The 19,282-nt window shown below is 69.4% G+C and carries 21 protein-coding genes; 9 read left to right on the forward strand and 12 right to left on the reverse strand.

What is annotated here, in order from left to right; all coding sequences use genetic code 11:
• Positions 1-103: 103 nt before the first annotated feature.
• Complete coding sequence (locus tag ACTIFU_RS01275; RefSeq protein WP_439576463.1) at positions 104-1,360, reverse strand: MgtC/SapB family protein; 1,257 nt, start codon at positions 1,358-1,360, stop codon at positions 104-106.
• Positions 1,361-1,406: 46 nt separating this feature from the next.
• On the opposite strand from ACTIFU_RS01275, the gene ACTIFU_RS01280 reads away from it, so the two are divergent.
• Together ACTIFU_RS01280 and ACTIFU_RS01285 are read left to right on the forward strand one after the other, a co-directional pair.
• The gene (locus tag ACTIFU_RS01280) at positions 1,407-1,766 is read left to right on the forward strand and encodes a RidA family protein (RefSeq protein WP_439576464.1); all 360 of its coding nucleotides are present in this window, start codon (positions 1,407-1,409) and stop codon (positions 1,764-1,766) included.
• 242 nt (positions 1,767-2,008) lie between these two features.
• Entirely contained in the window at positions 2,009-2,827 is an 819-nt protein-coding gene (locus tag ACTIFU_RS01285; protein ID WP_439576465.1) for a cyclase family protein, read from the forward strand.
• 136 nt (positions 2,828-2,963) lie between these two features.
• On the opposite strand, the gene ACTIFU_RS01290 is transcribed toward ACTIFU_RS01285, so the two are convergent.
• The 11 genes from ACTIFU_RS01290 to ACTIFU_RS01340 form a co-directional block, all read right to left on the reverse strand.
• Positions 2,964-3,497 carry a hypothetical protein gene (locus ACTIFU_RS01290; protein ID WP_439576466.1) on the reverse strand — a complete coding sequence of 178 codons (534 nt, stop codon included), beginning with the start codon at positions 3,495-3,497 and terminating at the stop codon, positions 2,964-2,966.
• A gap of 27 nt (positions 3,498-3,524) precedes the next feature.
• On the reverse strand, positions 3,525-3,824 hold the full coding sequence (locus ACTIFU_RS01295; protein WP_439576467.1) for a nickel-binding protein: 300 nt from the start codon (positions 3,822-3,824) through the stop codon (positions 3,525-3,527).
• Positions 3,825-3,964: 140 nt separating this feature from the next.
• Positions 3,965-4,987 carry a succinylglutamate desuccinylase/aspartoacylase family protein gene (locus ACTIFU_RS01300; RefSeq protein WP_439576468.1) on the reverse strand — a complete coding sequence of 341 codons (1,023 nt, stop codon included), beginning with the start codon at positions 4,985-4,987 and terminating at the stop codon, positions 3,965-3,967.
• Positions 4,988-4,998: 11 nt separating this feature from the next.
• Entirely contained in the window at positions 4,999-5,955 is a 957-nt protein-coding gene (locus tag ACTIFU_RS01305; RefSeq protein ID WP_439576469.1) for an ABC transporter ATP-binding protein, read from the reverse strand.
• Positions 5,945-6,913 carry an ABC transporter ATP-binding protein gene (locus tag ACTIFU_RS01310; protein ID WP_439576470.1) on the reverse strand — a complete coding sequence of 323 codons (969 nt, stop codon included), beginning with the start codon at positions 6,911-6,913 and terminating at the stop codon, positions 5,945-5,947. The genes ACTIFU_RS01305 and ACTIFU_RS01310 overlap by 11 nt, the downstream gene beginning before the upstream one ends.
• Complete coding sequence (locus ACTIFU_RS01315) at positions 6,910-7,788, reverse strand: ABC transporter permease (protein WP_439576471.1); 879 nt, start codon at positions 7,786-7,788, stop codon at positions 6,910-6,912. The genes ACTIFU_RS01310 and ACTIFU_RS01315 overlap by 4 nt, the downstream gene beginning before the upstream one ends.
• Positions 7,778-8,725, reverse strand: coding sequence for an ABC transporter permease (locus ACTIFU_RS01320; protein WP_439576472.1), 948 nt, complete (start codon positions 8,723-8,725; stop codon positions 7,778-7,780). Before ACTIFU_RS01320 ends, ACTIFU_RS01315 begins: the two co-directional genes overlap by 11 nt.
• A 24-nt stretch (positions 8,726-8,749) precedes the next feature.
• Positions 8,750-10,297: an ABC transporter substrate-binding protein gene (locus ACTIFU_RS01325; RefSeq protein ID WP_439576473.1), complete on the reverse strand. Its 1,548-nt coding sequence runs from the start codon at positions 10,295-10,297 to the stop codon at positions 8,750-8,752.
• 22 nt (positions 10,298-10,319) lie between these two features.
• The gene (locus ACTIFU_RS01330; protein WP_439576474.1) at positions 10,320-11,285 is read right to left on the reverse strand and encodes an alpha/beta hydrolase; all 966 of its coding nucleotides are present in this window, start codon (positions 11,283-11,285) and stop codon (positions 10,320-10,322) included.
• 53 nt (positions 11,286-11,338) lie between these two features.
• The gene (locus ACTIFU_RS01335) at positions 11,339-12,355 is read right to left on the reverse strand and encodes an aldose epimerase family protein (RefSeq protein WP_439576475.1); all 1,017 of its coding nucleotides are present in this window, start codon (positions 12,353-12,355) and stop codon (positions 11,339-11,341) included.
• A complete protein-coding gene (locus ACTIFU_RS01340) occupies positions 12,352-13,410 on the reverse strand; it encodes a sugar phosphate isomerase/epimerase family protein (protein WP_439576476.1) in 1,059 nt (352 codons plus the stop codon). Before ACTIFU_RS01340 ends, ACTIFU_RS01335 begins: the two co-directional genes overlap by 4 nt.
• 74 nt (positions 13,411-13,484) lie before the next feature.
• Between ACTIFU_RS01340 and ACTIFU_RS01345 the strand changes: the two genes are divergently transcribed.
• From ACTIFU_RS01345 to ACTIFU_RS01375, 7 genes are all read left to right on the forward strand, one after another.
• Positions 13,485-14,558: an ABC transporter ATP-binding protein gene (locus tag ACTIFU_RS01345; RefSeq protein WP_439576477.1), complete on the forward strand. Its 1,074-nt coding sequence runs from the start codon at positions 13,485-13,487 to the stop codon at positions 14,556-14,558.
• Positions 14,555-15,592, forward strand: a complete 1,038-nt coding sequence (locus ACTIFU_RS01350; protein WP_439576478.1) for a Gfo/Idh/MocA family protein — start codon at positions 14,555-14,557, stop codon at positions 15,590-15,592. Before ACTIFU_RS01345 ends, ACTIFU_RS01350 begins: the two co-directional genes overlap by 4 nt.
• 44 nt (positions 15,593-15,636) lie before the next feature.
• Positions 15,637-16,884, forward strand: a complete 1,248-nt coding sequence (locus ACTIFU_RS01355) for an ABC transporter substrate-binding protein (RefSeq protein ID WP_439576479.1) — start codon at positions 15,637-15,639, stop codon at positions 16,882-16,884.
• 2 nt (positions 16,885-16,886) lie between these two features.
• Positions 16,887-17,801: a carbohydrate ABC transporter permease gene (locus tag ACTIFU_RS01360; RefSeq protein WP_439576480.1), complete on the forward strand. Its 915-nt coding sequence runs from the start codon at positions 16,887-16,889 to the stop codon at positions 17,799-17,801.
• Positions 17,801-18,613 carry a carbohydrate ABC transporter permease gene (locus tag ACTIFU_RS01365; protein WP_439576481.1) on the forward strand — a complete coding sequence of 271 codons (813 nt, stop codon included), beginning with the start codon at positions 17,801-17,803 and terminating at the stop codon, positions 18,611-18,613. The genes ACTIFU_RS01360 and ACTIFU_RS01365 overlap by 1 nt, the downstream gene beginning before the upstream one ends.
• A gap of 2 nt (positions 18,614-18,615) precedes the next feature.
• Positions 18,616-18,987 carry a carboxypeptidase-like regulatory domain-containing protein gene (locus tag ACTIFU_RS01370; protein ID WP_439576482.1) on the forward strand — a complete coding sequence of 124 codons (372 nt, stop codon included), beginning with the start codon at positions 18,616-18,618 and terminating at the stop codon, positions 18,985-18,987.
• Positions 18,984-19,282, forward strand: a 299-nt coding sequence (locus ACTIFU_RS01375) for a hypothetical protein (protein ID WP_439576483.1), incomplete at its 3' end; no start/stop codon positions are given. The genes ACTIFU_RS01370 and ACTIFU_RS01375, both read left to right, overlap by 4 nt.

Below are 19,282 nucleotides of genomic sequence, written 5' to 3' on the forward strand. Positions count from 1 at the left end.
GGCCGCAGCCGGCTCTCGGCCGTCACCGCGCGCTTGTTCGGATCTTGTCTCTCGGCGGTGCTCTGCCAATAGAGTATGGGCAGCGGGGCTGCCTTGATCCAGATCAGATCGCCAGCGCGACCGCTCTCCAGGTTGCCGCCGACAGGGCGTAGAGCGTGCCGGCCGGACGCCAGGCGCGGCGCCCGCCGCCGAAGCCGAGCGCGACGCAACCCTTGACGATGTTGTTCGAGGCGGTGGCGATGAGGATCGCGCCGGCGCCGCCGGGCACGGGCGCCGTGGCGAGGCGGATGGTGATCGCGTCGAGATCGCCGAGGCCGACGGCCGCGGCGACCGCATAGAGCCCGGCCGCACCGAACCGGCCGCCGAGCCAGGCGGTCGCCGCGGACACCGAGATGAACAGGACGGCAAACGCCAGAGCGGTGCCGATGCGCAGCGGGTTGCCGGCCGGGTTCGGCAGCTCGGGCTTGAGCCCGCGCCCGTCGCGCAGCAGCACCATGGCGGCGAGGCCGGCCGCCGCGCCGAGGCCGATCAGCCAGGGCGCGAGCGTCAGCGCGAAGCCGGTGTCGAACACGGCCGCGATCAGCACGATGCGCAGGAACATCACCGCGGTCGCGAGCACGATCGCCGCCTCGACCACGGGCTGGCGGCCCGACGCATCGCGCAGCACGCGCGCGAGCGCGACCGTGGCCGCGGTCGAGGAGTAGAGTCCCCCGACCGCCGCGCCGATCAGCGGCCCGTGGCCCGGCGAGACGTAGCGCTGGAGCAGATAGGTTCCCCACGAGATCCCGCTCATCGCGATCACGGCGAGCCAGATCTGGAAGGGGGTGAGCGGCAGCCACGCCGCAATCGGATCGTGCGGCACGAGCGGCAGGACGACGCCCGCAAGCACCAGGAACTGCGCGGCTGTGGTGATCTCGCGACCGGGTACGCGCGCGGCGAGACCGTGCAGGCTGATCCGTGCGCGCAACAGCAGCACAGCGGTCATGGTCAGACCGACGGGGATCCAGGGCGCCTGGGTCAAACAGGCCGGCCTGATGGCTGCCGCCGCGAGGTTGACAACGGGAACCATCAAGCCGCCCCGTGGACGGAGCTCGCCCGACTGCTGCGCCGCCATCCAGGCCCGCCAGTAGAGCAGCATCGCCACGGCGACGAAGCCGAGCAATACCAGGAACGCGGTGCCGTGCTCGGGCTCGATCAGCCACAGCACCGCGCCGGCAAGCGCGAGCATCGGGAAGGTGCGGATGCCGCCTGGGCGGCGGACCTGGTCCTCGGCGTAGTGCTCCTCGAAGGCGAGGCCGAGGAAGAAGCCGAGTCCAAGGGCCAGCGCGAGTGCTGCCGGAACGGTCAGGACATCGTCCATCGCCCGAGGCTAGCATCGGGTTCCGACGGAACGGAGAGGAACGGGGATGATCCGGCGCATCGACATCGAGAACGGACGGCTGTGCAACGCCGTCGTGCACGGCAATACCGTCTATCTCGCCGGCCAAGTGCCAGAGGACGGGATCGCGGGGGCGGAGGCGCAGACCGCCTCGGTGCTGCGCGAGATCGACGCCATGCTCGCGAAGGCCGGCACCGACAAGCGGCACATCCTCTCCGCGCTGGTGGTGCTCGCCGATATCCGCGACGCGCCGGCGATGAACCGGGCTTGGGATGCATGGGTGGACAAGGACCATCCGCCGGCGCGCGCGACCATCGAGGGCAAGCTGGTCGTGCCGGAGTGGACGGTCGAGATCATCGTGACGGCCGCCCTGCCCGCCTCAGGTTGATGTGCCTCCGGCCCGGCGTGTAATGTCGGCTTGGCCGTGACGGCCACGCAATGAGATAACATAACGTTTGGGAAGGAGACGCCATGTCGCTGTCGCGCCGCCTCTTCGCACACTGCCTTGCCTGCGCCGGGCTGGCAGGAGGATTCCGGGCCACCTCGGCCTCGGCCCAGGCACCGTGGTCACCGCCACCCGCGGCAGAGCGCTGTCCGTCGAAATGGGGTGCTGCGGATACCCGCGGAGCGATGAACCTCCAGACGGCGGAGCAGGTTCAGAAGGCCGCGCGGCTGATCCGGACCGGCCGTGTAGTGGAACTCGGCCACACGCTGGAAGGCGGCATGCCGTTCTTCGGCACGCGCCGATTCGATGTGCACCTCAAGCAGATGTTCATGAACACGCAGGCCAACCGCCGGGGCTCGAACGAGGAGATCGTGATCACCGAGATCGGCCAGGTCGGCACGCAGCTCGACGCGTTTCCGCACCAGACGATCGGCGACGAGGTCTACAACTGCAACAAGGTCGGCGAGATCTCCTCGCGCAGCGGCTTCACCCAGATGGGCGTGGACGGCATCGGTCAGATGTTCACCCGCGGCGTGCTGATCGACATCGCCGGGCTCAAGGGTGTGCCGACGCTCGAGGACACCTACGAGGTCACGGTGGAGGACCTCCAGCAGGCGATGGCCCGTCAGAACGTGCGCATCGAACGCGGCGACGTCATCCTGATCCGCACCGGCTGGGAGGCCTACTGGGGCACCGACAACGCACGCTACGTGCGCACCTGTCCCGGCATCGGCGTAGCGGCGGCCGAGTGGCTGATCCGCCAGGAGCCGATCATGCTCGGCTCGGACAACTGGCCGGTCGAGGTGGCGCCGAGCAAGACCATGCCGCACGCCTCGCTCCCGGTGCACCAGATCGCCCTGGTGGTGAACGGCGTGCACCTGCTGGAGAACCTGAAGCTGAACGACCTCGCGCAAGTCGGGCAGAGCGAGTTCGCGTTCATCATGCAGCCGCTCAAGGTGAAGGGTGGCACGGGCGCGACCGTGGCGCCCACCGCTGTTTTCTAGGGATAGGGGGTTTGGGGGAAAGGGCCTTGCGGCCCTTTCCCCCAAGGTTGTCTTCGTGGGGGGGGGGGGGGGGGGGGGGGGGGGGGGGGGGGGGGGGGGGGGCCATTGGCCCTTCCCTCCAAACCACCCATCCCGCTTACGGCGCGCCTGCCGCGCCCAACCTGATCTCAGCGTGGTCGCACGTCACCGCGGGGTTCCAGTCGCTGAACAGGCCCGACGGATTGTCGCGCCAGTGCCAGACATGGATCTCGTAGAACGGCTCGACCTCGTGGTGCCCGACCGAGGTCTTGCGCCTCATCCGCTGACCCAGGAACGAGGGCGGAATGCGGCTCGGCCAGTCCTTCTCCCAGACGATGTACTCGATCGCAACCAGGTGCAGCGAACCGTCCGGCTGGGGCTCGTACATCAGCGCCTCGGGCTCATCCAGCACCAACCTGCCGTCGTTCAGCCGTCCGGCATGGATGTAGTGCACACCCATCGCGCCATGACCACCGTGGGTCACGCAGCCGAACATCGGCCGGTAGCCGTCATCGAGTGCGGCCTGCACATCGACATACTTCTCCGCCGCCGACCGCGAGCGATCGAGCTCGGGGTACGACGGAACCTGCCAATAGGCGTTCGTCGCACCGGCGATCAGCAGCGTGGAGGCGAACATGAAGGTCCTGAGCATGGGACGATCTCCTTCCGCGAGCCGGGCTCAGGCCGCCTGAGCGGCCACGGGGTCGGCACGGATCACCGCGGTGTCGACGACCTCGACGATGTCCTCGGCCGGCATGCCGACGCGGCGCGCGTGCTCGACCAGCGCCTCCGGCCCGACCGCCTGGTAGACGCAGACGGTGCCGAGCGTGCCGTCTGGCTCGTTGACGATGTAGGTACGGATCCAGCGCACCTGGTCGGCCATCTCCTCGTTGCCCACCCGGGCCGAGATGGCGGCGGAACGCTTCAGATCCTCGGCCGTCTTCCAGAACGCACGACGGCGCATGGTGTAGGTCTTCATCGGGTCGTCTCCTGTCCGGGAGCCGAACGGCACGGGATGCGCCGGCGGCATGACGGGAGGGACCCTATGGATGCGAGGCCGGCCAGTCTTTGCGGTGGGCTTGGGGTTTCCTGGTGTTTTCCTGAGGGGTGCGGCGCAGCCTAGAGGCCGGTGTCGGTCCCCAGATGGAACAGGCAGTCCCCGCGCATGGTTCGGCCCGGCACCCGCTTGCAGAGCACGAAGCCGTCGCCGAGGAACTGCGCGGTCGCCGGCTCGCGCCAGGGCGTCTCGGGCGTGTGGATGCGGGCGGCCGGCTGGCCCGCCTTCACCGTGTCGCCGAGCTCCACCAGCGGCTCGTAGACCCCGCTCTCCGCTGCATAGACGAAGTCCTGGGCACCGCGCACCTCCAGGATGCGCGTGCTCGCCTCCGCCGGAACGCGATCCTCCGGCGGCAGGATGCCAAGCTCGACCAGCACGTTGCGCAGCCCGCGCTCGGCGATCCGCAACGCAGCGGGCGTGAGCGTGCCGGACCCACCGAGCTCGCTGCCAAGCGAGACGACTCCATGGGTCGCCGCCGCGCCCGACAGCGTACCGCCATGTCCGGTCCCCTGCCCGCCCGCGGTCAGATAGGCCACCGGCGCGGCGAACGCCTTCAGCAGCCGGAGCGACAGCGCCGCCCTGTCGGGATCGGCCTGGCGCCGCGCCAGCGCCGAGGGGATGTACATGAGCGACGATCCGCCCGAATGGAGATCGACCGTGGCATCGGCCAGCGGGATCAGCTCGTTCGCGACGAACCAGGCGATCTGCTGCGTTACCGTACCGTCCGGGTCGCCCGGGAAGCTGCGGTTCAGGTTGCCCTCGTCGATCGGCGACGTGCGCGTGCCGGCCATCGCCGCCGGGAAGTTCAGCATCGGCAGGATGATGACGCGCCCGCTGATGCGCGTGTGGTCCAGGCTGCGGACCAGGTTCGCGAGTGCAATCTGACCCTCGTACTCGTCGCCGTGGTTGCCGCCGGTCAAGAGCACGGTCGGGCCGGTGCCGTTGCGGAACACCGCGATCGGAATCGGAATGAAACCGTAGGCCGAGCGGTGCACGGAATGGAACAGCCGCAGGAAGCCACAATGCACCCCGTCCTTGTCGAACGGCACTTCGGGAACGATCTGGCTCTTGCGCGGTGGGCTCACGGTCGGGCTCCTCAGGCTTCGGCGAGATGGCAGGCGACGCGGTGGCCCGGCGCCAGCTCGCGCAGGGCCGGATCGTCCTCGGCGCAGCGTGCAACCGCGATCGGACAGCGGGTGCGGAAGCGGCAGCCGGACGGCGGATTGAGCGGCGACGGCACCTCGCCGGCGAGCGGCACCGGCGGCGGCGCGCCCGGCTTCGGCTGCGGCACGGCGGCGAGCAGCGCGCGCGTGTAGGGATGACGCGGGGTCGCGAACAGCGCCGTCTTCGGTGCCTCCTCGACCACGCGGCCGAGATACATCACCGCGACCCGATCGGCGATGTGGCGCACCACCGACAGGTCGTGCGCGACGAACAGATAGGTCAGCCCGTGCGACTGCTGGAGGTCCTGCAGCAGGTTGATGATCTGCGCCTGGATCGAGACGTCGAGCGCGCTGACGGGCTCGTCGCACACCACGAGATCGGGCTCGAGCGCCAGGGCGCGCGCGATGCCGATGCGCTGGCGCTGCCCGCCGGAGAATTCGTGCGGGTGGCGCGTCGCGTGCGCCGGCGTCAGCCCGACCTGCGCGAGCAGCGCCTCGACGCGCGCGCGGCGTTCGGCGCGCGTGCCCTCGCCGAAGATCCGCAACGGCTCGCCGACGATATCAGCCACCGTCATGCGCGGATCGAGCGAGCCATAGGGGTCCTGGAAGATCACCGAGAGATGGCGGCGCATCTGCCGCATCGCCTCGGGCTTCAGCGCCAGCAGGTCCGCGCCGCGGAACCGGATCGATCCGGTGGTCGGCTCGACCAGGCGCAGGATCAGCCGGCCGAGCGTAGTCTTGCCGCAGCCGGACTCTCCGACCAGGGCGTGCGTCTCACCGGCGCGCACCGTGAGATCGACGCCGTCCACCGCGCGCAGCAGGCCACCGCCACGCACCGTGTAGTGCCTGGCGAGGCCACGCGCATCGAGCAGCGGGGCGTCAGTCGCCATGGCGGATGCAGGCTGCGCGATGGTCCGGCGCGACGGGATGGAGCGGCGGCATGCCGACCTCGCATTCCGGCACCGCGTGGGCGCAGCGTGGCGCAAACCGGCAGCCGCTTGGCCATGAGCCCGGCGCCGGAACGGTGCCGGGGATCGCGGGCAGGCGCGCCGCCCCCTCGGCGAGGGCCGGGATGCTCTGCATCAGCGCGGCCGTGTAGGGGTGCGAGGGATTGCCGAACACCGCCTCGACCGGCCCCTCCTCCACCACCTTGCCCGCGTACATGACGACGACCCGCTTCACCACCTGCGCGACCACGCCGAGATCGTGTGTGATCAGCATCGTTGCCATGCCGAACTCGCGCTGGAGATCGGCGAGCAGGGCGAGGATCTGCGCCTGGATGGTGACGTCGAGTGCGGTGGTGGGTTCGTCGGCGATCAGCAGCTTCGGCCGGCACGCGAGCGCCGCAGCGATCATCACGCGCTGGCGCAGACCCCCGGAGAGCTCGTGCGGGTACTGTGCCAGCCGTCGTCCGGAATCGGGGATGCCGACGCGCGCCAGCAGTTGCGCGGCGCGCTCGCGCGCGGCCGCGCGGCCCAGCCCCTCGTGCACGCGCAGCACCTCAGCGACCTGCTCACCGACGGTGAAGACCGGGTTCAGTGCCGACATCGGCTCCTGGAAGATCATCGCGATCTGCTCGCCGCGGATGCGCGTCATCGCCGCCTCGCTGAGGCCGAGCAGGTCACGGCCGGCGAACCGGACGCGCCCGCGTGTGATGCGCCCCGGCGGCGTGGGCACGAGCCCCATGATCGCAAGCGCGGTCAGGCTCTTGCCGCAACCGGACTCGCCGACCACGCCGAGCACCTCGCCCTCGTCGAGGTGGAGCGAGACGCCCGACAGCGCCTCCACCTCGCCACGATCGGTGCGGAACGAGACCGCGAGATCGTCGATCTCCAGCAGCCGCGTCATCCCTGCTGCACCTTCAGCCGCGGATCGAGCACGTCGCGCAGGCCGTCGCCGAGCAGGTTCAGCCCGAGCACGGTGAGGCAGATCGCCAGTCCGGGCCACATCGCGATCCACCACGCCTCGCGGATGTAGTCCTTGCCCTCGGCGATCATGTTGCCCCAGGTGGGCGTGGGCGGCGGCGGGCCCACGCCGAGGAAGGACAGGATCGACTCCGCGAGCACGGCATAGGCGAAGATGAAGGTGAGCTGCACGATCAGAGGCGCCAGGCTGTTGGGCAGCACATGGCGCCACAGGATCCAGAGATGCCGGCCACCAAACGCAAGGGCCGCCTGGACGTACTCCATCTCGCGCACCACCAGCACGCTCGCGCGCACGATGCGCGCGGTGCGGGGGATGTAGACGACCGAGAGCGCGATCACGGCGTTCACGGCAGAGGGGCCGAGCGCGGCCGCGATCGCGAGCGCCAGCATCACCGCCGGGAACGCCATCAGCGCGTCCATCGCGCGCATCAGCGGCTCGTCGAGCCGGCGGAAGTAGCCGGCCGCAAGCCCAATGACCGTCCCGAACACGCCGGTCACAATCACCACCGCGAAGCCGATGCCGAGCGAAAGCCGTGCTCCGAACACCAATCGGCTCAGGATGTCGCGGCCGAAATTGTCGGTGCCCAGCAGGAATCCCTCACCCGGCGGACGGAACCGCATGCGGAACTGCATCCGCTCGGGGGCGAAAGGCGCGAACACCTCGGCGCCCAGCGCCAGCACCACCATCGTGCCGAACAGCACGAACCCGATCACGAACAGGCGGTGGCGGAACAGTCGCCGCAGCGTCGGCAAGCGGCGCGGCGGCGCGAGCGGCGCGACCGCGGCCTCAACCGCCATAGCGCACACGCGGGTCGATCGCGGCATACAAGAGATCGACCACCAGGTTGAGCAGCACGAGCATGGTCGCGGTCAGCAGCAGCGTGCCCTGGATCACCGGGTAGTCGCGCCCGAAGATCGACGTCGCGAGCAGCCGGCCGATGCCGGGCAACGAATAGACCGTCTCGATCACGATCGACCCCGACAGCAGCAGGCCGAAGCTGATGCCGATCACCGTGATCACGGGCACCATCACGTTCTTCAGCGCGTGCTTGCCGATCACCATCAGCCGCGGCAGGCCCTTGGCGCGGGCGGTGCGCACATAGTCCTGGCGCAGCACTTCCAGCATGGTCGCCCGCGTGATCCGCGCGAGCAATCCGATCTGCAACAGCGCGAGCGAGAGCGACGGCATCAGCAGCGAGCGGAACCAGTCGAGCGGGGACTGCGCAAACGGCACATAGCCGCCGGTCGGCAGCCATTCCAGGATCACCGAGAACAGCACGATCAGCATCAGCGCCAGCCAGAACGACGGCACCGAGACGCCGAGCAGGGCCATGCCGGTGACAGCCGCGTCCACCGCCGTGTTCGCCCGCAGCGCCGCAACCACGCCCGCGGGCACGCCGACCGCGATCGTCATCAGCAGCGCGAGCACGGAGAGCGAGAACGTCACCGGCACGCGATCGACGATCGCCTGCCAGACCGTGGTGTTCAGCAGGATCGACCGGCCGAAGTCGCCTTGCAGCACATGCCCGTACCAGGCGAGCATCTGCTCCAGGAACGGGCGATCCAGCCCGAGCTGGTGCCGGATCGCCTCGATCTCCTGGTTGGTGGCGGCCGGCCCCGCGATCACGGAGGCGGGATCGCCGGGGATCAGGTGCATCACCGAGAACGAGACGAGCGAGACCAGCAGCAGCACCGGCAGCGCTGCGACGAGCCTCGTCGCGGCGAAGCGCCACATCGTCAGGTCGATCGGCGCCGAGCGTCAGGCGCCGAGCGAGACGTTCCAGAAGCGCGGAATGCGATAGGGCTTGAACCCCTGCACGCTGCTCCGCGCGGCCTGGATCTTGGTCAGGTCACCGAACTTCAGGAAATGCACCTGCTCGTAGACCCGCTCCTGGAACCGCGCGAAGTGCCGCTTGCGCGCCGCCTCGTCCGGATCCGAGACGAGGTCCGCGTAGATCGCATCCAGCGTCGGATCGGGTACGAACTGGTTGAGCTGCGGCGAGACGACGTCGATCAGCGCCGTGAACGGCCCGACCGACGGCCCGGTCCCCTGCCCCGTGAACCACAGGTTCCAGGTCGTGCGGTCGCGCCTCCGGGCGATCGCGGTCGCCCAGTCGAACACGTCCATCCGCACCTTCAGGCCGATCGCGCGCAGCTGCTCGGTCGCGACCACGGCGGCGGAATACATGCTGTTGTACGAGGAGTTGGTGATGATCACGAGCTCCTGGTCGCGATACCCCGCCTCGCGCAGCAGCGCCTTGGCGCGGTCCGGATCATGCACGTTGTAGTACTGCTTGCCGGCATCCGTGTAGTACGGGTTGCCGGGATACTGCAGCCCGGGCTGGAGGTCGTAGGAACCGTCGGTCGCGATCTCCATGATCGCTTCCATGTCGAGGGCGGTCTGGATCGCGCGGCGCACCAGCAGGTTGTCGGTCGGCGGCAGCGAGTGGTTCACCCAGGCCGCGTGCAGCCACCAATGGCGCAGCGGCAGCAGCTGGATGTCGCGGTTGTTGCGCAGCCGCTGCGCAGCCTGGGTCGGCACGTCCTCGACGATGTGGAGCTCGCCCGTCTCCAGCCCGGCGACGCGCGCGCCCGGCTCACGCACGAGCCTCAGTCGCACGCTGTCGAGCAGCGCCTGCTTGCGCCCGGCGAAACCGTCCGTGCCCTGGTGGTTCGTGTTCGCTGCATATCCGTCATAGCGGCGGATCAGGACATGGCTGTCGGCGACGAACTCCGCGAGCTGGTAGGGTCCGGTGCCGATGGGTTCGATCCGCCCGCCTTCCTTGTCCTTCTCCTCGGCCGGATGAATGGTGATCGGCGTGGTGAAGGCGGAGATGTTGTCGAGGAAGGTCGGCTGCCGTTCCTTCAGCTTGACGACGAAGGTGTGCGCATCCGGCGCTGCGAGCGTATCGACCGCGGCGAGGATGCGCCGCTGGATGCCGATCCGCTGGTAGCGCTGCCACGAGGCGAGCACGTCGGCCGAGCTCATGTCCTTGCCGTTGTGGAACTTGATACCCCGGCGCAGGGGGAACGTGTAGGTCAGCCCGTCGGACGAGACCTCCCACGTCTCGGCCAGGTCGGCCACGGGCGCATTGCGCTCGTCGCGCGTCACCAGCATCTCGAACAGGTTCATCGCGGTGTTGCGCGTGGCAACGCTGGTCGAGAAGTGCATGTCCAGCGTTGGCACCGAGGCTTCCTGGCCGAACACCAGTTCGCCGCCGCGCCGCTGCGCTGCGGCCGGCGTCACCGTCGTCGCGAGCGCGGCGCCCGCCGTGCCTGCCAGAAGATCGCGTCGTGTCAGCCCCATTCGTTCCTCCCTCGTTTTGCCCTCAGGCTACCCGGGCCTTCAGCCATGCGCCCGCCTCGATGACGGCAGCGTCGGCCGCGCCGACATACTCCAGCGCGCGCAGGAACCCGTGCAGCATGCCCGGATAGACGGTGATCGACGTCTCGACCCCGGCGGCCTTCAGCCGCTCCGCCATCACGATGTTCTCGTCGTGCAGCACGTCCAGCTCGGCGACGTGCATCAGCGCAGGCGGCAGGCCGCGCAGATCGGCGCGCAACGGGGCCGCGATCGGGTCGGCCTGGGCCTCGGGCGTCGGCGCGTAGGCGTCCCAGAACAGCTTCATCTTGGCTGCGGTCAGCATGTGCCCGGTCGCGTAGGCGCGATAGGACGGGCGCGTCAGATCGCTGTCATAGACGCCATAGTTCAGCAGCAGCCCGCGCGGCATCGGACCACCGGAATCGCGCAGCTTGAGCGCCGTCGCGACCGCGAGATTGGCACCCGCGGAGTCGCCGCCGAGTACCATTCGGCCCGGATCCACGCCCCATTCCGCGCCGCGCCGCACCAGCCAGTGGACGAGTTCCACGCACTCCTCGACCGCGGTCGGGAAGCGGCTGTCGGGCGAAAGGCTGTAGTCCGGCGCAAGCGCGGCGAGCCCCGAGGCGGCCGCATAGGACCGGATCAGCCGGTCATGCGTGTAGATGCTGTTCCACATCCAGCCGCCGCCGTGCAGATAGACCAGCACCGGCAACGGCGGCGCGGCCACCGGGTAGTGGCAGCGGACCAGCATGTAGCGGCCATGCACCTGCGGCAGCCGCTCGATCGTCTCGGCCATCTCCGGGCCGCCGCGCGCGAAGTCGCACCCGACCTCCTCCTGGATTTCGCGCGCGATCGGCAGCGGCAGGGTGGTGGTGTCCGGATACTTGGCGAAAGCCGCCTCGCTCGCAGCCTGATAGGCCACCATCTCGGGGTGCTTGCGCGGCCCCGTTGCTCCCTGCTGCACGTCGTTCATGGGGGAAGCTTCCACCAAGGTCGCCGCCGTGGCAATGCCGGGCGAAGATCTGGTCAGGCGAACACCAGCGCGCTCTCCTGCCGGCGTGTCTCGCCGGGCCGCAGGACAACCGAGGGGAAATGCGACCTGTTTGGCGCGTCGGGAAAGCGCTGGGGCTCGATCGCCAATCCCGCCCGCGGTCCGTAGCGACGCCCATCGACGCCCGGCACGGGAATGTCGAGCGTCGGCGCATCGTAGAGCTGCAGCCCCGGTTCGGTGGTCAGCACCGAGAGTGCGAGGTCGCCGGAGCCGCTCTCCAGCGTCGCGACGCGCACCAGTCCAGGCGGTGCGCCGGCGCGCCGCAGCACGAGGTTCACATCGTAACCCGCCTCGGGCGCGTCGGGTGCGCGCAGCCGGCGAGGCGTGCGGAAGTCGTAGGGCGTGCCCGCCACGGAGAGGATCTCGCCGGTCGGAATGCCGTCCTCATCCGTCGGTGTGTAGAAGTCCGCCGCCACGGCAAGGCGGTGCGCGTCGATCGCGGGTGCATCGTCGAGCACCACGTATGGGTGCGGGGCCAGGTTCACCGCGGTCGGCGCGTCCGTGGTCGCGGTGAGCACCACGCACAGCGTCCCCGGCGCCGCCACGCGCCACGTGCAGCGCGCCTCGACAGCGCCCGGAAACCCCTCCTCGCCGTCGGGCGAGAGATGAACGAGCGTGACCGTATCGCGCGCCTGATCGGCCACCCGCCAGATGCGTCGAGAGAAGCCCGCGCTGCCGCCGTGCAGCGTATGTCGCCCACGGAAGTTCGGTGTCAGGTCGAAGACGCGGCCGTCGATGCTCATCGATGCGTCCGCGATGCGGTTGGCGACGCGCCCGCAGATCGCACCGAAGTTGCGCGAATGCAGCAGATAGTCCTCGATCGTGTTCAGCCCGAGAACCACATGACGCGACCGTCCGGCACGATCCCGCACCACGAGATCGCGCAGCACCGCACCCCAGGTGATGACACGCGCCTCGATCCCTTCGGCGACCAATGTGATCTCGTCGACCGTCGCGCCATCCGGCAGCAAGCCGAAAACGCGCCGGCTCACGGCGCCAGGCCCAGAGCGCGCCGGATGACGCCGCCGGACAGTCCGTGCTCCTGCATCCCGGCATCGAAGTCCTGCTCGGTCACCGCGATGATGTGGCGGGCGATGAACGCTGCACCCTCGCGTGCGCCATCCTCGGGCCGTTTCAGGCAGCACTCCCATTCCAGTGTCGCCCAGCCGTCGTAGCCGTGCTGTGCGAGGCGCGAGAATACCGCGTGGAAGTCGATCGCGCCGTCGCCCAGGCTGCGATACCGCCCGGGCCGGTCGATCCAGTTCTGGAATCCGCCGAACGCACCGGATCGAGCGGACGGGCGGAACTCCGCGTCCTTCACGTGGAACGCGGCGATCAGCGGCGCATAGGCATCGATGAAGCCGAGATAGTCCATGCCCTGGAGCACCATGTGACTCGGGTCGTAGAGCAGTCTCACGCGCGGGTGGTTGCCGAGGGCCGCGCGGAACCGCTCGAAGGTGACGCCGTCATGCACGTCGCAGCCGGGATGCGGCTCGACGCAGAGATCGACCCCGGCATCGTCGAATGCCTCGACGATCGGGCGCCAGCGCCGCGCGAGCTCCGCGAACCCCTCGGCGATCAGACCGGCATCACGGAGCGGCCAGGGATGCACGTAGGGCCAGACCAGCGCACCGGAGAACATCGCGCAGCGCGACACGCCGAGCGCCCGGCAGGCGCGCGCGACGCCGCGCAGCTGCTCGGCCGCCCAGGCTGCACGATCCCGGACATCCGGTGGCGTCATGCGCTCGGCCGCAACGGCATAGGCCGGGTGGTGCGCGAGCAGCCAGCCGAACCGCTGTGCCGCCAGCTCCGTGAGCGCCAGGCCATGATCGTCGAGTGCGCCACGCACCTCTCCCGCGCGCGCAGACGAAGCCGCGACCGCCGCCACGTCAAGGATCCGCGCATCATGCGTTGGCACCATCACGCCGCGAAACCCGATGCCGGCCGCCCATCCCGCAAGCCCCGGCAGCGTGTCGAACGGCGGTGCCACGCCGACGAACTGCGAGAGGAACACGCCGGGCCCCTTCATCGTCGCAGGCTTCGCCATGGCAACCCCTTGTCAGCGGAACGACTCGATCCGCAGAATGGACCGGAATCGTGCGGCAAGGGAGAGCGGCGTCCGTGGCAACCGTCAGCCTGCGCCAGGTGCGCAAGGCGTTCGGCGTGCTCGAGGTGGTGCACGGCGTCGATCTCGAGATCGCCGACGGCGAGTTCGTCGTCCTCGTCGGCCCCTCGGGCTGCGGCAAGAGCACGATCCTGCGCATGGTGGCGGGGCTCGAGGACGTCACCTCGGGCGAGATCGCGATCGACGGCGCGGTGGTGAACGAGCGCGATCCGAAGGACCGTGACATCGCCATGGTGTTCCAGGACTACGCGCTCTACCCGCACATGTCGGTGGCCGAAAACATGGCGTTCTCGCTGCGCTACCGCGGCGTGGCGAAGGCCGAGACCCGACGGCGGGTCGAGGCGGCGGCGGCGGTTCTCGAGATCGCGCATCTGCTCGATCGGCGGCCACGCGAGCTCTCGGGCGGGCAGCGCCAGCGCGTCGCCATGGGGCGTGCGATCGTCCGCGATCCGAAGGTGTTCCTGTTCGACGAGCCGCTCTCGAACCTGGACGCCAAGCTGCGGGTGCAGATGCGCACCGAGATCAAGCGCCTGCGCGACCGGCTGCGCGCCACCACGATCTACGTCACGCACGACCAGGTCGAGGCGATGACGCTCGCGGACCGGATCGTCGTGATGCAGGGCGGACACATCCAGCAGCTCGGCACGCCGGAGGAGATCTACGACACCCCCGCCACGACCTTCGTCGCCGGGTTCATGGGCGCTCCCGCGATGAACCTGCTGCCCGGCGCGATCGCCCGGGGCGCCGCCATGCTGCCGGACGGAACGGCGATCCCGCTGCCGGCCGATGCGCACGGCTATGAGGGCGAGGCGCTGGTGATCGGCCTGCGCCCCGAGCGTCTCGCCTACCTGCCCGATGGGGCGATGACCGACCGGCCGGTGATCGAGGCGTCGGCCGTGGTGGTCGAACCGCTGGGCTCGGAGACGCTGGTGACGCTCGACCTCGCCGGCGAGGCGCTGCACGTGAAGGTTCCGCCGCGCAGCGTGCGCCGGCCGGGCGAGCGGGTGCGGCTCGCGATCGCGCCCGACAGCGTGCATCTGTTCGACCGCGACACGGGGCGGCGGCTGTGACGGCGCCGATGACGGTCGCGCTGATCGGCTACGGCGCCTGGGGCCGGCACCATGCGCGCGCGGTCACGGCCGCCCCCTCGGCACGGCTCGCGGTGATCGCCGCGCGCGGTGACGCCGGCGAGGCCGCGCGGGCCGACTGGCCCGCGGCGCGCGTGCTCGCGGACTGGACCGACGCCGTCTCTGCTCCCGAGGTCCAGGCCGTGTTCGTCGCCGTGCCGAACCACCTGCATGCAGCGGTGGCGCTCGCCGCCTTGCGCGCAGGCAAGCACGTGCTGCTCGAGAAGCCGATGGCGCTGACGATCGCGGAGTGCGACGCGCTGATCGGGGCGGCCCGGGCATCCGGGCGCGTTCTGACGATCGGCCACGAGATGCGTCTCTCGACACAGTGGGGACGGATCGGCGCGCTGATCGACGAGGGCGCAATCGGCAGACCGCAGGCGGTGCAGATCGCGCTGTTCCGCTTCCCCTACCGTTCGGGCTCCGGTGGTTGGCGCTACGACCGCGCGCGCGTCGGCTCCTGGCTGATCGAGGAGGCGGTGCACCACGCCGACCTCTCGCTCTGGTGGCTGCGCGGCGCGGGCGAGCCGGTCTCGCTCCGTGCCGACGCCGTCGGCGATGCCGGCATGCCGCGTGCGTTCAGTGCGACGCTGCGCTTCGCCGATGGCGCCTCCGCCACATTCGTCAACACCGTTGCGGGGTTCGAGCATCACCTCGCGGCCTCGGTGATCGGCGAGCGCGGCGCGATCCGTGCCTTGTGGTCGGCGGCGATGGACCGGGCCGAGACCGCGACCGCGAGCCTGCACCTGTTCCGCGGCCGTGCGGCCCCCGGCGAGCGAGCCGAGGCTCTGGACTTCGCGCCCTCGGGTGAAGTCTACGAACTCGCGACACAGGCCGAGGCAGCGATCCAGGGCTTCCGCGCCGGGCGCGCGATCGTCACGCCCGAGGAAGGGCGCGCGGCGGTCGCGGTCTGCCTGCTCGCCGAGCGCTCGGCACGCGAGGGCCGCGAGATCGCTTGGCGCGAGGCCGCCGCCTGATCTAGCATCGCAACCAATCCGCACACATACACCGGAGGAACCCCATGCTTGGCCGCCGCTCCGCCCTCAGGGCATCCGTGGCACTCGCCGCCTCACTCGCAACGCCGGCGATCGCGCAGACGCGCCGGCGGATCAGCTTCCTCACCTGGAACATCATCGACCAGGAGCCGCTGATCCGCGGCTGGATCGAGAGCTTCCAGCGCGCCAACCCCGGCGCCGAGGTGGAGTGGCTCGACAAGAAAGGACCGGAGCTGCCGCCGTTCTACCAGACGCAGCTCGCCGCCGGCACGCCGCCCGACGTGATCAACACCCAGGGCGCGCTCTGGCTCGAATACGCCGCCAACGGCGCGCTGTTGGACCTGACCGAGGCGATCTCCGGCGATGCCGCGATGAAGTCGCGGTTCAACGCCGAGTATCTCTCGAACTGGACCTATCGAGACCGCAACTTCATGGTGCCGTTCTACATCACCAAGACATTGCTTTTCTATAACAAGCCGCTGTTCCGGCAGGCTGGGCTCTCCGGCCCGCCCGGCTCGTTCGACGACATTCTCGGCTTCGCCGACCGGATCAAGGGCGGCGACCGGACGGGCTTCCTGACGCTCAACTTCGACTGGCTCTACTGGCCGCTGTTCGTGATGAACGGTGTCGAGCTGCTCACCCCGGACCTGAGGAAGGTCGCGTTCAATACGCCGAAGGCCGCCGAGGTGGTCGAGAAGCTTGCGCGCGCCTCCGACAGCGGCGCGATCAACAAGATCTCCTGGACCGGCCGCTGGGTCGAACCGAACGGCGCATTCGGCGCCGGCAATGTCGGCATGCTGCACGCCCACAGCCCGGCCTACTACTTCTTCCGCGGCCAGGGGGCCTGGGTGACGCCCGAGACGCTCGGAGTCGCGCATGCGCCGGGCGGCTACTCGACGCCGAACAGCCACGGCCTCGGCGTCAGCAAAGGCTCGCGCCACCCCGAGCTTGCCGTCGCCTTCGTCAAGCACGTCACGGCGGATGCGCAGGCGGGCCAGCTCGCGAACCAGCGCCGCATCCTCACCGGCAATACCGCCGTCGATACCGCGCTGCTCGCGAAGCTCGAAAAGGAGGACCCGACAGTCCACGTCATCCTGCGCACCCAGATCGAGCACACCGACAGGATGGTGGGCAACTGGCGCACGCCGCTCGACAGCCGGATCAAGGAGGCGTTCTGGCCGGAGCTCCAGAACGCGCTGCTCGGGCGCAAGCCGGCAGCGCGCGCGCTCGCGGATGCCGAGCGACGCGTGCAGCGGGAGCTCGACCGGGCCTGAGCGTGACCAAGGCGGTCTGCTGGTACGGCAGGAAGCGGACACGCGAGCTCGCGCTGATCGTCTGCTTCCTGCTGCCCTCGCTCGCGATCTTCCTGCTCTACCGGCTGATCCCGCTCGGCTGGAATGCCGTGCTGTCGTTCCAGTCGTGGTCGCCGATGCGCCCCGCCCGCTGGGTCGGGTTCGAGCACTATGCCGAGATGTTCCTCTGGGACGACGTGTTCTGGCAGGCGCTCTGGAACACGTTGATCTGGATCGGCGCCGCGCCGATCGCGATCGTGCTGGCTCTCGGCATCGCGCTGCTGGTCAACAGCGACCTCAAGGGCGCGTCCGTGTACCGCACGATCGTGTTCCTGTCCTACCCGCTGATGACGGTCGCGGTCGGGATCATCTGGCGCTGGATGTATGACGAGCGCGGCGGATTCTTCAACTGGGTGCTCCGTTCCGCCGGGATCATCGACCAGCCGCTCGGCTTCCTCGCCTCGTTCGACATGGCGCTGCCCGCGGTGATCGTCACCGACATCTGGCAGGTGATCGGCTTCTACATGATCGTGCTGCTGACGGGGCTCCAGTCGATTCCACAGCACCTCTACGAAGCTGCGCGGATCGACGGCGCGCCCGCCTGGGCACGGTTCTTCCGCATCACCCTGCCGATGCTGCGCCCATCGCTGTTCCTGTGCGCCGTCATCGGCCTGCTCAACAGCTTCACGAGCTTCGATCTCGTCTACATCATGACCAATGGCGGGCCGGGCCACGCCACCGAGCTGCTGATCACCTACATCTACAAGGCCGGGTTCGGGCAGACGAAATTCGACTACGCCGCCGCGATCACGGTCGTGCAGTTCGGGCTGCTGCTGCTGCTGACCGTGCTCGCCAACTGGGCGGCCGGCGGCAATGCCGGCGCGGTGGAGCGCGACTGATGCGCCGCGGCTTTCCCTGGGCCCGCCACGCCGTGCTGGTGGTCGTCTCGGCGATCATGCTGCTGCCGTTCTACTGGGTGCTGAAGACGGCGATCACCGACGAGAACATCTACGCCTATCCCCCGCGCCTGACGCCGCTCGACCCGCATCTCTTCAACTTCGTCGATGTCTGGTACCTGATCCCGTTCCCGCGCTACCTGCTCAACAGCGTGATCGTCTCGGCCATGGCGGTCGCGGGCAACGTCGTGCTGAATGCGCTCGCGGGCTATGCGCTGACGAAGCACTTCCCCGCCAGGCGGCTGGTGCTGCTGCTGCTGCTCTCCTGCATGCTGATCCCGTTCCAGGCGACCATCATCCCGGCCTATCTGATCTCCGCCCGGCTCGGCGTGCTGAACACCCATCTCGGCCTCGCCCTGCCGCTGCTCTCCACCATCGTCTGCATCTTCATCTACAAGGCGTCGTTCGAGGCGGTGCCGCGTAGCCTGATCGACGCCGCGCGGATCGACGGGCTGTCGGAGTGGCGCATCATCGTGACCGTGCTGCTGCCGCTCTCCAAGCCGGCGATCGCGACCAACGTGATTCTCGCCTTCATCTGGTCGTGGAACAGCTTCATGTGGCCGCTGATCATCACGCGCGACTCCGAGATGCAGACCCTTCCGCTCGGACTCGCGCGCTTCCTCTCCTATCTCGAGGACACCACCGGCGCGCTCTATGCCTTCGTGGTGATGGTGCTGGTACCCGGGCTCCTGGTGTTCCTGATGGCGCAGAAGGAGTTCATCCGCGGACTCACGTCGGGGGCGACCAAGGGATGAGGGTGCCGGCCTGGCTCCGCTCGCGCTGGACGGTGGTGCCGGGAGCGATTGCGGCGATCACGCTCGGGTGGAACCTCTACGTCACCGCGAACGCGACCGGCGTCATCGCGGGCCGGGTGGTCGATCGCACGGGCGCGCCGGTCGCTGGCGCAACCGTGACGTTGTTCAATCGGTCGTTCATCACCAACGACCCGCGCCAGCGCGCCGTGACAGCCGCCGACGGCCGCTTCCGCTTCGAGAACAACGACAGCCACGCGGTGCAGATCGAGGCGGAGATCGACGGTGTGGGCCGGAGCGAGCGGATGACGGTGCGGCTCTGGTTCCGCGCGCAGGAGCGGCGGATCGAGACGCCGCTTGTGCTGGCCACGCGATGAGGATCGACGGCAACACGCAGATCATCGCGATCGTCGGCGACCCTACGGCACACATCAAGGGATTCGCGGAGTACGAAATGGCGATCGCGGCGCGCGGCGCGAATGCGGTCTACCTCGCGATGCATGTCGCGCCGGACGGGCTGGCTGCGTTCCTCCGCGGCATGCGGCAGGTCCGGAACCTCGCCGGGCTGGTCCTGACGATCCCGCACAAGATCGCCGGACTTACCGCCGCGATACCGGATGAGGCGGCCCGGCTCGCCGGGTCGGCCAACATCCTGCGGCCTTCCGGCGCGGG

The organism is Elioraea sp., assembly GCF_051860475.1.
Classification (GTDB): Bacteria; Pseudomonadota; Alphaproteobacteria; order Acetobacterales; family Acetobacteraceae; genus Elioraea.

Excerpts from the sequence above, each read along its gene's own strand:
- ACTIFU_RS01275 (WP_439576463.1), bottom strand. The coding sequence starts at position 1,360 with ATGGACGATGTCCTGACCGTTCCGGCAGCACTCGCGCTGGCCCTTGGA.
- ACTIFU_RS01280 (WP_439576464.1), top strand. The coding sequence starts at position 1,407 with ATGATCCGGCGCATCGACATCGAGAACGGACGGCTGTGCAACGCCGTC.
- ACTIFU_RS01285 (WP_439576465.1), top strand. The coding sequence starts at position 2,009 with ATGAACCTCCAGACGGCGGAGCAGGTTCAGAAGGCCGCGCGGCTGATC.
- ACTIFU_RS01290 (WP_439576466.1), bottom strand. The coding sequence starts at position 3,497 with ATGCTCAGGACCTTCATGTTCGCCTCCACGCTGCTGATCGCCGGTGCG.
- ACTIFU_RS01295 (WP_439576467.1), bottom strand. The coding sequence starts at position 3,824 with ATGAAGACCTACACCATGCGCCGTCGTGCGTTCTGGAAGACGGCCGAG.
- ACTIFU_RS01305 (WP_439576469.1), bottom strand. The coding sequence starts at position 5,955 with ATGGCGACTGACGCCCCGCTGCTCGATGCGCGTGGCCTCGCCAGGCAC.
- ACTIFU_RS01310 (WP_439576470.1), bottom strand. The coding sequence starts at position 6,913 with ATGACGCGGCTGCTGGAGATCGACGATCTCGCGGTCTCGTTCCGCACC.
- ACTIFU_RS01315 (WP_439576471.1), bottom strand. The coding sequence starts at position 7,788 with ATGGCGGTTGAGGCCGCGGTCGCGCCGCTCGCGCCGCCGCGCCGCTTG.
- ACTIFU_RS01320 (WP_439576472.1), bottom strand. The coding sequence starts at position 8,725 with ATGTGGCGCTTCGCCGCGACGAGGCTCGTCGCAGCGCTGCCGGTGCTG.
- ACTIFU_RS01325 (WP_439576473.1), bottom strand. The coding sequence starts at position 10,297 with ATGGGGCTGACACGACGCGATCTTCTGGCAGGCACGGCGGGCGCCGCG.
- ACTIFU_RS01330 (WP_439576474.1), bottom strand. The coding sequence starts at position 11,285 with ATGAACGACGTGCAGCAGGGAGCAACGGGGCCGCGCAAGCACCCCGAG.
- ACTIFU_RS01340 (WP_439576476.1), bottom strand. The coding sequence starts at position 13,410 with ATGGCGAAGCCTGCGACGATGAAGGGGCCCGGCGTGTTCCTCTCGCAG.
- ACTIFU_RS01355 (WP_439576479.1), top strand. The coding sequence starts at position 15,637 with ATGCTTGGCCGCCGCTCCGCCCTCAGGGCATCCGTGGCACTCGCCGCC.
- ACTIFU_RS01365 (WP_439576481.1), top strand. The coding sequence starts at position 17,801 with ATGCGCCGCGGCTTTCCCTGGGCCCGCCACGCCGTGCTGGTGGTCGTC.